Below are 10,928 nucleotides of genomic sequence, written 5' to 3' on the forward strand. Positions count from 1 at the left end.
AGAAAAGTCACCTTTCCTTCTACCATTAATTGTTAATGTGACCGAACTTAATATCTACTATTCTTTCTGAAAACGTGTTAGGACGAAAATCATAGCAGCTGCGGCTATAATAGAAAGTACAGCTGTAAAGATAGCGGCTCCGATTGCTAAACTTGTCTTATCGATAAGATAACCAGTGCCTACTGGCAGGAGAGCAGCTGAAATGTAGCCGCCAAGATTGAGTACCGCATTTGCCTCAGCCCTCCGATGATCCGGAACATGAACACCAATAAGTGTTAATCCACCTAGTTGTCCAAGACCTTGACCAATACCAGCAAATATAGCAGCAAGTACGAACAATAGTAGAACTGAGGTATTGACGGCTAATGCAATACTTACCATAGATAGGATAGTTGCTGTTGCACTAAACAAGAAAATGGTTCGAACAGGTAATTTTTTGAGCATGAACTGTATTCCTGTTGCCGCCAGAAACATTAAACAGGCAGTAACACCTGAAATAAGAGGGCTTTTCACCTCTAGAAGCTTTGATAAAAGCGAAGGTCCTAGAGATAAGACAAAGGATGTCGCCGTAATACCAGGTGCGAACATGGCAATCCCAAAAGCCAGATGCAAGCGATTTGCTGACGGGACACTAGGTGTTTTTAGGCGCCATTCATCCTTTTGACCAGAGTTGGTGCTGCTTTTGAGCAGAAAACCTACTACAAGAAACGCACTAATTAATATCACAAGTTCGATAGTAAAAATCGGAACTATAGGTCGAGTGATTGTCTGTGCTAAGATTCCAGATACTAGTGGCCCAAGACCTGCTCCTAACACCATTGCAACCGATGCTGCAAGAGAGGCAGCCGGCCTTTGTGCTGGTCCACCTACATCCATTACTGCTGCCATTCCCGCCGAAACAATCACCCCAATAGCAATTCCAGTCAGAAATCGAGCTCCAATAAGCGCAAGAACGGAGGAAGCTGTAGCAAACAGTAAACAAGCAAGGAAAGCTGCTGCTAGACCAGGATATAGTATCGGTTTTCGTCCAAACCGATCAGAAAGCTGACCTGCAAACAGAAGTGTCACAAGCAGCCCAACAATGTATGCTGCAAAAATGAGGGTTAGAGTACCATTAGAAAAACCCATTTCTCGTTGCCAGTACACATAAAGCGGAGTCGGTAAGTTCGAGAGTATAAATACTGCTGTTACCATCCAAGAGGCTATCCATATCCGCCAAGATTGTTGATTGTAGACAACAAACTGTTTCGATACTCCAGTTTCTTGAGTCTGGGTGGTCATAGCATGACTCTGAGTCAAAGTTTCTTCATGACTCGTTTGATTCATATCTTAAACCTCCTTTAATTTTAGTTTTGATAAAAAAAGAATTAAAAACTTTGAACATCAATGTCTTCTTTATTGTTTCTCAATTGTTGTTGGATACATCATATGATATATTTTTATATAACTGAAATAGCTATTTTTTATAAAGGGGATAACTAATTGGTTATGAAGATGAATAACCTAGAGACATTTTTAAAGGTAGCGAAAAAAATGAACATCACTGAGGCTGCTAAAGAGTTATATATATCACAACCTGCGGTGAGCAAAGTAGTAAAAAATTTAGAAGAATCGCTGGGGGTTAAATTGTTTTTTCGGGATAAACAAAATGGATTAATACTTACTGAAATAGGCAAAGAAATTCTTATATTAGCAAGAGAAATGAAGTTAATTGAAAATAAAATATATCAAGTTGCTTATCGAGAAAACCAATTGCTAAGAGGGAAAGTGAAAATAGGTTCTTTTCCAGCTGTATCAACAAAAATACTACCCAGAGTTATCTCCATATTTCGATCCAAATACCCAGATGTAAATATTGAATTAGTAGAAGGAACTTCCAATCAGATAAAAAAATGGGTTGGAGAAAGAACTATTGATTTCGGGATTGTCTCATCCCCTTTTGATCAATTTGAATATAAAGTTTTATATGACGATCATATGGTTGCCATTATTCCTGATCGTTATAAATTAAAGGAAGACAAAGAAATTAATCTGGAAAACTATCAAGATGCAATTATTTTTTGTAAAGGAGGACATGAACTCGCCTTAAACAAAATATTCCAAAAAAACAACATAGCATATGAAGAGAACTTAACCGTTCAAAATGCTGAAACTTTAATTAATATGGTCAAAAGTAATTTAGGCACAGGCATTATTTCCAACTTCACATTGTCTTCCGTATCACATAGTTTAATCACAAAAAATATCATTCCTAAGATTTCTCGTCAGATAGGTATCATTGCTCATTCATTCGAAGAAGTAACACCTGCAAGCAAAGCGTTTATGGATTTGATGATCCAAAATGATAATTCAGATATCCCCACAATTTAATATGAATTCAAATGAAAAAAGACCGATTCTGAAATATAGATCGGTTCGACTTCTATTATTTAGGCAAATTGAGCTTTTACTATTGTTTATATCAAAATCTCCGATTGGAAAATGCCTGTCTAAAAAGCGCATTACCTTAATGATAGCCTTTTCGCTTTCCTCTCTTATCGTCTAACCCATTAACTCCATCCTATGAAATAATTTATGATCTTTATAAGATTATTATTGATTTGCATATTTTCATTTAGTAAAATAGATTTTATTGTATAGTTTAAAATTATACTAAGATTGTTACATGAATTACATCATCTTTTTGAAATGATTCGTGGCAATCTCAACACAAGGAGTCTTCTTCTAGAAAAATATTTCATTTAGGGGGAATAGGGTTTGAAACTGAAGAAACTTGGTATTTCCATTGCTCTTGCTAGTATTGCGCTTGCCATTCCGTTTACATCAGCATTTGCTGATTCTGCTGGTTGGCAGAAACTTGGTACTTTTAAACAGTCGCAGATCTTTTATTCTGGTGGGGGATATATAAAATTTTGTGCTCATGTTCCCGTCGGTATAATTGAATTTAATCTGTATGAGTATGATCCAGATAATGCAGATGATTATGTAGGTACTACATACTTAAGTGACGGTGAATGTCAGACATTCAATGTTGATAAGTTTGTAGATGGAACTAATAAAAAAGCAGAACTTTATTACCATGCCTCATCTGATGGTACATCTGCTACTGTTTATGATTGATAAAGTTTCAGCAAATAACTGAAAAGAATCGAGTAGGAAGAGATAACTATACCTACTCGATTCTTTTTCATATATACCTTCCTGAATTGTTCCCCAATAATGAAAATTCCTCGTTTTCATGTTTTTTTCTTGCAGCATAATAATGAATAGGGGAATCAGAATCTTCATTTTTCAACAGGTTAAAAACCTCCCATCCATTTTTGAAAAGCTGGAAAAATAGGGAGCGTGTGAAAGCCCTCCAACTGTGAAGTTCCATACGAGAACGAATAGACTGTAAATGAGAAGGAACAGGTATAAGAACATATGGATATTTTTCTAAATCTGAAAAATCTAACTTTAGATTATGGTTATCTTTGTTGTATTGAATCTTATATGATTGGTCAATCAATGTATCTGGTATTTCCAAAGACTCCTGATGGGGATGAGTAAGATCTAGGCGGGTCAGAAAACGATCAACCGATAAGCCATTTCCATCATCTTCATAACAATTCTTTAGATATTCAGATGATACCGCACCCATCTTATGAAGGTATACATATGCATTCACACTTTCTAACGGTTCATATGTCCATATTATCTCTTGATATCCTAATCTTTTGGCTTCCTCTTTTAAATATTGCATCAAAGATTCTCCTATCTTCTGATGCTGATAAGCAGGGAGAACACCAATATTTTGTAAGATCAGGTACACTTTATTTGGCTGATAACCAGGGAAACTATAGACATAGCCAACCATCTGATTATCCCGATAAGCCCCTAAAATAATTCCACCATGATCAGAAATAAACTTCATATGATCCAAAGCAACTTCACCATCATTTGGCCAAAGCTCACGTCGTATGGCAGCTACTTCTTTTAATGCATTATAGGTATGAATTCTTTTAATTACTGTATGACTTTCGTTCAATAAAAAAACACCTACTCCTAATTAAAGTGTGAATAAATATGATCTAAAATATATCTTTATTTAAAATGGAATAAAGAACATGCATATTGGTTCTATTGGAACCACAAATGTCCTCCTAGTAACCCTATTTTACCAAAGTGCATGGTCAAAATGTGGCCAAATGGCATTTTTGCGGACAATTTCCGCACTAGAATTTCAGGTACAGATGGGATGAAGATTTCATCAGTTACTTTAAGAGGATAATAATGGATACTGATATCCATACGTTTTGTAGAAAAACAAACAGAGAAAGGGAGTATGAACAGATTTGGCAGACATGCCATGTTTTTGAGAACCCACTATTAAAGAATTTCCCCCTTGCATAGTAGTATAGAAACAGCAGACACCCTTACAACACAAAAAGGTCACCACTTGGGCAACCTTCTACGAATCATATGTTCATTATAAATTTACTCACCTCTAATATAGGAGGCATATGATTGTATCTTATCAAAAACATCATTGTAACCAGTCTAACTTATCCTGTAAATATTTACAGCTATATTGTGTAGCAGTCTAGTAATTCGCAGCTATACGTCCTTCCACATCACAATCTTTGGGTGTACATATGAGCGAGATTTTATAATATCCTACAGGAGCACCTACATTATAAGCAACGGATTTATCGGATGGTACATATCCACTTTTAACGACTTTCCCAGTTAATTCAGCAAATACTTTGTAGTAAACCTTATGACCGGAATAGCTATTTACATTGATTTTTAACTTCTGTCCAGATTGCAAATATATTTTTCCAGAAGTTTTACTTGCAGTGCCAGGTTGCAAAAAAATTGTTGTCGAGGATTGATCTGCAAACACATTCGAACTCAATGTGAGCAATGCAAGCAATAAGGCAACAAAAGAAAATAATCTTTTCAAATCAAACATCCACTCCAGTATATGTATTAGTCATTTTTGTATTAAATGACTATATTTCCAATATTATCACTATTATACTCTCTTGTGTAATGTTTTTTGGAGGTCATTGTTCCAAAAAAGAAAATTGTACGTTCAGACTTAATGGATTACTTGAGCTTTGAACACCAAATAAACACCATTATATATTTCAAAACAAAGTTATGCTCTTCAAGAAAGAACAAAAACCCCTGTAAACACAAGGATTTAGGGTGGTGCTGGAGATAGGGCTCGAACCTATGGCTACTGGTATAAAAAAACCAGAAACGAATCCGGGTTAAATGAAAATGTTGTCCCTTTTTATTGTCGCTCCCAAAACGCTGGCGGTTCAATCCCGAGTAACCGTAAGTAAATAAAACCTTGGCCTCGATGATGGATTTCATTTTCCAACGCATAATGAAGACGTTCGAAATGACTCATTTCACCACCAAAAAAGGGATCTTTTTCTACGGTGTGCAACCGTTCCTCGGTGATTTTTGGCCACCATTTTTGCACATCCTCCTTTGTTTCATGACAACCATCTAAAAGTTCCGCTTTGGTCGAAACACCAGCAAAAGGTCGGCTAAATTCCCATTCATTGAGAGAGATACCGCGAATATATGCACGTTCAATATCTAGTATCTCTAAAATCATTTTTGAGAATGGCCGAAGCGGTTCTACCGGTGCAAAGGTGAATAACTTGTCTTCAGGGAAAGCCTCAATTGTTCGAATGGTTAAACGACGATTCCCATCCAAAATTTCGCGAAATTGCTCCAATGTCATGACCATCGTTGGTCGCCTCCTTAATTCTTGTCCCTTTCATTTTAAAACGTCAACCCTGACAAAGGTAGTCAGTGAAGAAATCTAACTTTTAAAGAAGTTTTTAAATAGACAGCGAATGTTTTTTTTTGCATATTCCCTGAAAATGTTCATTTAGGGGTAGTGAGACGGTAACTGCTCTAGTCGAGATTCTAGATAATTCCACAATAGGTAGAGTCTAAATGATTATAAAGTTCTTTCATTCATATAAAGAAGTCCCTCCAACATTTTATTAGTACTCTGTCTAAACTTAGGAACTATTAGTCTTAATTTGGAATAGATGAGTTTGTCGTTTCTTTTGTACTATCTGTCTCACCGTGAGCTGCACCGAATAAATTCAAAATCACAACTCCAATTACGATTAAAGAAATCCCGATAATACTTCCAGTATTTATTTTTTCTTTCCAGATCAGTACCGATATCAGTGCTGTGGCAACAGCTCCTACCCCTGACCAGATGGCATAAGTCATGTTTAAAGGAAGTGTTTTGAGAGCTAAAGAAATAAAAAAGAAAGAGATAAGAAACGCGATGATAGTGAATAATGTTGGAAATATCTTAGTGAATCCTTCTGATGCCTTAAGCATAGAAGTTCCAATCAGTTCACCAATAATAGAGACTGCCAGAAAAAGATATGCCATTATGAATCCTCCTTAATACTCGCCTTCAACTCCTCAATAATCTTTTGTTTGAGCTCTGCTTTTGGAGGAGCCAGCCCAAACATTTCGGCAAACCATAAACCATCTATTGCTAAACGGACGATCGTAGAACGAACAGGGTTTAATTCATCATTTTCGATTTTATCCTGAATTTTAGCATACTCATCCCGTAACAGTTTCAGCATCTCAGGATTAGTAAAATGCGCTGCTAAAAGGGCAGTGTACAGATCATTCCTATAGTTTTCTCCGTAAAACGATGTATCTATATAAGATCGTGTCCACTTTCCTTTGGAATGATGCTCATCTTCTGCCCTCCTATTAAACTTTCCTACAAAGTGATCGGATAGATGTTCGATCATACCCAGAATCAAGGCATCTTTATTGGAAAAATGATACAGTAATCCCCCCTTACTTATGCCTGCTCTTTTTGCAACAGCCTCTAATGTTAGTTTTTCTACTCCTTCTTCATGTACAATCTGTGAAACAGTTCTAAGAATCAGTTCTCTTTTTAACTTTTTTTTATTTGAAGTCAACTTTTATCACCACCCACCATATTATACCGTCTGGACGGTTTTATTTCAAGTGAGGGCATCGAGGTTCACAGAATGTGTAAAGTGCGAGTTTTATCTAAAGTAAGTTCCTATACAGGAATTTACTTTCAATTCGTTATTTTTATTGATTTCTAAAGTGAATCGCTTGAACTTTGAACACCAATAGACACCATTATATATTTCTAATCAAGGTTATGCTCTTCAAGAAAAAACAAAAACCCTTGTAAACACAAGGGTTTCGAGTGGTGCTGGAGACAGGATTCGAACCTGCGACCCCTTCATTACGAGTGAAGTGCTCTACCAACTGAGCTACACCAGCATAGGAAATATACGTATTTTGACCAAATCATTATATGTCAGATGAACAGATTAGTCAAATCCAATTTCTCTTTATTGTATCGATAAACCCACATTTCATTATTACTCAATGTGAAGTTAGCCTTTATTCCATTTAACTACCCTGCACTACATATTTTTTCTCATTCAACAAATTCTAAAAGGGAATGCAGAATGTAACAAAGAAAAATATAGATATGCTGTATTTTACATAGGAAAGAGTGGATGCGATTGTCGAAAAAACAAAACTCACAACATGGTTTATCACGTGAGTTACAGAGCCGGCATATTGAACTTATTGCCATTGGTGGAGCTATTGGTGTAGGGCTTTTCCTCGGATCAGCAACAGCCATAAAAACCGCTGGACCTGCAATACTGATTAATTATATTGTAGCTGGAATGATCATTTTCCTCATCATGCGTGCACTGGGTGAGCTAGTCATGTACAAACCTGTGTCTGGTTCATTTAGTACTTATGCTACAGAATTTATCGGAGAATGGGCTGGATTTTTTACAGGATGGACGTACTGGTTTATGTGGATTGTGATCGGGATGGCAGAGATAACAGCTATCGCAAAATATGTCCACCTATGGTTTCCAAAGGTAGCGAATTGGATACCTGCCTTAATTTCTTTAGTTGTTATATACATTATTAATATGATTGCTGTAAAGGTGTTTGGAGAAGTAGAATTCTGGTTTGCATTGATCAAAGTAGTAACTATTGTTGTTCTTATTCTTGTAGGATTATTAATCATATTTACTGGAATCGGAAACCATGGTCATGCTACTGGTTTTTCCAACCTATGGAGCCATGGTGGTTTTGTACCCAATGGAATAAGTGGACTCTTTCTATCTCTTCAAATGGTGATGTTTGCTTTCATCGGGGTGGAGTTAATCGGGATAACGGCTGGAGAAGCGAAAGACCCAGATAAAACCATACCGAAAGCTGTAGATAGTGTCATCTGGCGAATCTTAATTTTTTATGTTGGCTCCTTGGCAGTGATTATGGCCATCTACCCTTGGGTAGGTTTAAATGAAAATGTCAGCCCTTTTGTATTAACCTTTGAAAAAGTAGGCATCCCAGGAGCCGCAATGATTATCAATATGGTTGTCTTAACCGCTGCATTATCTTCCTGCAATAGTGGTGTGTTCAGCTCAGGGAGAATGTTATTTAATCTTTCCAACCTTGCACAAGCTCCAAAAGCGTTTCAAAAAGTAAACGATCGGAGTGTACCTGGAAGAGCAATTACTATCTCTACCCTTTTCCTCCTTATCGGCGTTGCCTTGAATTATTTTATTCCAAAGCAAGCATTTGCATATATCACAAGTATCGGGACAGTAGGTGCTGTTTGGACTTGGATCATTATTATGTTTGCCCATTTAAAGTATCACCAACAAGTGAAAGCTGGAAAAATTAAACGAAGTCACTTTCAAATGCCAGGTGCCCCTGTTACTAACTGGATTGTCATTCTCTTTTTAGCTCTAGTTATCGTCTTACTTGCATTTAATGATGAAACAAGAATCGCTCTATATGTAGGACCTATTTGGTTTATTATTTTAGCTATCGGTTATCAGGTAGTGAAAAAACGTAAACACAAAACATAGTTAAACTGGAACCACATTATTGGTTCCAGTTTTTTTGTCCAATTTCATAACTTTAACAAGATTGCTACCAAATTAACAGAAAAAGTATGTCATAATAGAACGTATATACTAAATGAGGTGAAAATATGTCCATTTTACATAATGACTGGCTCGACGTGGTCGGAAGTGAGTTTGAAAAACCATACTACCAACAACTACGACAATATTTAGTGGATGAATACAATTCACAAACTATTTATCCTATAAAAGACGATATATACAATGCACTTCATCTTACTCCTTATGAAGAAACAAAAGTAGTTATTTTAGGGCAAGACCCATATCATGGAGCTGGACAAGCACATGGGTTAAGTTTCTCTGTAAAACCAGGAGTAAAACAACCGCCTTCCTTAAAAAATATCTTCAAAGAGCTTCAGGCTGACTTGGGACATGCTATCCCAAACCATGGTTTTTTAGAGTCATGGGCTAAACAGGGTGTACTTCTCCTCAATGCAGTTCTTACCGTACGGGAAAAAACACCAAACTCCCATAAAAGCCAGGGTTGGGAAAACTTCACAGATCAAGTCATACAAAAATTGAATGAGAGAGAAACACCAGTTGTGTTTATTCTTTGGGGGAGACACGCACAAGCCAAAAAATCTTTCATCACAAACAAACATCACTATATCATTGAATCAGCACATCCAAGCCCACTCTCTGCTAAAAACGGATTCTTTGGCAGCAGGCCTTTTAGTAAAACAAACAATTTCTTGAGCAGCATAGGAAAAAACGAAATCGATTGGGCAGTTCCAAATCTTTAACCAAAAAGAGATGGCCATTGACTTGGCACATCTCTTTTTGGTATATTCATCTCAAAAAATTTCAAGATTATTAAGATCAACTATCTCAATAACTTCTCCTTCTTCCGTTTTTTTCTCTATCCACTTAGGAGCATAAACAACTTTTTCTTGAGCCATGAAACTTGCGATTTCAGTACCATCTTCACCAAGAGCTGAAACCAACTTTAAGATTGCTACTCCTTCTTCCGAACTAAGTATTCGTTTCATCTCTTCTATTGATTCAAAATAAGTCTCTGTAACAACATGGATATCATTTAACCCTTCTGGTTGTTTATCTGTTGAATGATAGAGAATAGTAAAATCAATTTTTATAACACCAGGTACACTTAATATTTTTGGGATAATTACCTTTGTATAATATGTTTCAAATCCCTCTAAATCATTGATGTTTCTATACAATCCCTGCACTTTTACCATAGTAGCCTCCCAAACTACTCCATATGTAAAATCACAAAGGGAGCGACTCGTCCCAAATCATATACTTATTTACTCCCTCTTTAATAAATGAAGTCATTCAATTTGAATTAACCTAAATGAGATACATATTGGAGCATATAAATTCTTCTAGTATTTCCCTAATAATCTATAGATTATCATTCCTAATGGAATTAAAGTATGAAACATTTATATAGTCATACTCATCTAAAGTCGATTTTGATTAGATACCTAATACTAGTATAGTATATACTGGATTCCTATTGTATAAATATTGTGATTTTATAAGTATAATAACTTTCAATTAGAAAAAGAATGATTAAGAAACATAAAAATCCATTCACAATAAATTATAAAAAAAACGATATAGCCAACAAACCTTTTTATAAATAACTCATGGAATATCCCAAGACATAAAATTCCCTACGAAACGAATTTAAAATCTTCCCACCAGTTGACTGTCAGCTGCGGAGGCGACTTGGCGCTTACCTCGGTTGGACTTTCACCAACTAGCAATTATTATACCGTTTGCACAATCTATACTTGTATGGCTTAAATAATGAAAGCCTTGCGGTTTATTCGGTCGTTTCATCCAACCTGCATCTAGATCTGTTTTACTTTACTAAGACCTGCTTTTCTTCGAGAGTGCTAGAAACTCCCCTTTTTTTGCCCTTTTAACGGCTTGCTGGGCACATAAGAAAAAAACCCACCATAAACGGTAGGTTTT

Annotated in this window: 11 protein-coding genes and 1 tRNA gene; 4 read left to right on the top strand and 8 right to left on the bottom strand. The window is 36.2% G+C overall.

What is annotated here, in order from left to right:
- Window positions 1-57: 57 nt before the first annotated feature.
- On the bottom strand, window positions 58-1,326 hold the full coding sequence (locus AC5WOF_RS18975) for an MFS transporter (RefSeq protein ID WP_496051512.1): 1,269 nt from the start codon (window positions 1,324-1,326) through the stop codon (window positions 58-60).
- Window positions 1,327-1,482: 156 nt separating this feature from the next.
- On the opposite strand from AC5WOF_RS18975, the gene AC5WOF_RS18980 reads away from it, so the two are divergent.
- A complete protein-coding gene (locus tag AC5WOF_RS18980; RefSeq protein ID WP_496051513.1) occupies window positions 1,483-2,370 on the top strand; it encodes a LysR family transcriptional regulator in 888 nt (295 codons plus the stop codon).
- A 387-nt stretch (window positions 2,371-2,757) separates the two neighbouring features.
- Window positions 2,758-3,120: a YndA family protein gene (locus AC5WOF_RS18985; protein WP_496051514.1), complete on the top strand. Its 363-nt coding sequence runs from the start codon at window positions 2,758-2,760 to the stop codon at window positions 3,118-3,120.
- Window positions 3,121-3,187: 67 nt separating this feature from the next.
- Here the strand turns inward: AC5WOF_RS18985 and AC5WOF_RS18990 are convergent, their stop codons facing one another.
- The 6 genes from AC5WOF_RS18990 to AC5WOF_RS19015 form a co-directional block, all read right to left on the bottom strand.
- The gene (locus AC5WOF_RS18990) at window positions 3,188-4,027 is read right to left on the bottom strand and encodes a GNAT family N-acetyltransferase (RefSeq protein WP_496051515.1); all 840 of its coding nucleotides are present in this window, start codon (window positions 4,025-4,027) and stop codon (window positions 3,188-3,190) included.
- A gap of 555 nt (window positions 4,028-4,582) precedes the next feature.
- Window positions 4,583-4,945 (bottom strand): hypothetical protein, encoded by a 363-nt coding sequence (locus AC5WOF_RS18995; RefSeq protein WP_496051516.1) that lies wholly within the window; start codon window positions 4,943-4,945, stop codon window positions 4,583-4,585.
- Between the two features lie 336 nt (window positions 4,946-5,281).
- Window positions 5,282-5,749, bottom strand: coding sequence for a DinB family protein (locus tag AC5WOF_RS19000; RefSeq protein ID WP_496051517.1), 468 nt, complete (start codon window positions 5,747-5,749; stop codon window positions 5,282-5,284).
- A gap of 296 nt (window positions 5,750-6,045) precedes the next feature.
- Window positions 6,046-6,417 carry a DMT family transporter gene (locus tag AC5WOF_RS19005; RefSeq protein WP_496051518.1) on the bottom strand — a complete coding sequence of 124 codons (372 nt, stop codon included), beginning with the start codon at window positions 6,415-6,417 and terminating at the stop codon, window positions 6,046-6,048.
- Window positions 6,417-6,968: a TetR/AcrR family transcriptional regulator gene (locus AC5WOF_RS19010; RefSeq protein ID WP_496051519.1), complete on the bottom strand. Its 552-nt coding sequence runs from the start codon at window positions 6,966-6,968 to the stop codon at window positions 6,417-6,419. The genes AC5WOF_RS19005 and AC5WOF_RS19010 overlap by 1 nt, the downstream gene beginning before the upstream one ends.
- Before the next feature lie 261 nt (window positions 6,969-7,229).
- Window positions 7,230-7,305 (bottom strand) — tRNA-Thr (locus AC5WOF_RS19015).
- A 248-nt stretch (window positions 7,306-7,553) separates the two neighbouring features.
- Between AC5WOF_RS19015 and AC5WOF_RS19020 the strand changes: the two genes are divergently transcribed.
- Entirely contained in the window at window positions 7,554-8,927 is a 1,374-nt protein-coding gene (locus AC5WOF_RS19020) for an amino acid permease (protein WP_496051520.1), read from the top strand.
- Window positions 8,928-9,052: 125 nt separating this feature from the next.
- Window positions 9,053-9,727 (top strand): uracil-DNA glycosylase, encoded by a 675-nt coding sequence (locus AC5WOF_RS19025; protein WP_496051521.1) that lies wholly within the window; start codon window positions 9,053-9,055, stop codon window positions 9,725-9,727.
- Window positions 9,728-9,778: 51 nt separating this feature from the next.
- On the opposite strand, the gene AC5WOF_RS19030 is transcribed toward AC5WOF_RS19025, so the two are convergent.
- A complete protein-coding gene (locus tag AC5WOF_RS19030) occupies window positions 9,779-10,183 on the bottom strand; it encodes an EthD domain-containing protein (RefSeq protein ID WP_496051522.1) in 405 nt (134 codons plus the stop codon).
- Window positions 10,184-10,928 lie beyond the last annotated feature (745 nt).

It is taken from the genome of Shimazuella sp. NTD250, assembly GCF_059510375.1.

Coding starts and splice junctions, on each gene's coding strand:
- AC5WOF_RS18975 (WP_496051512.1), bottom strand. CDS start 1,326: ATGAATCAAACGAGTCATGAAGAAACTTTGACTCAGAGTCATGCTATG.
- AC5WOF_RS19000 (WP_496051517.1), bottom strand. CDS start 5,749: ATGGTCATGACATTGGAGCAATTTCGCGAAATTTTGGATGGGAATCGT.
- AC5WOF_RS19005 (WP_496051518.1), bottom strand. CDS start 6,417: ATGGCATATCTTTTTCTGGCAGTCTCTATTATTGGTGAACTGATTGGA.
- AC5WOF_RS19025 (WP_496051521.1), top strand. CDS start 9,053: ATGTCCATTTTACATAATGACTGGCTCGACGTGGTCGGAAGTGAGTTT.
- AC5WOF_RS19030 (WP_496051522.1), bottom strand. CDS start 10,183: ATGGTAAAAGTGCAGGGATTGTATAGAAACATCAATGATTTAGAGGGA.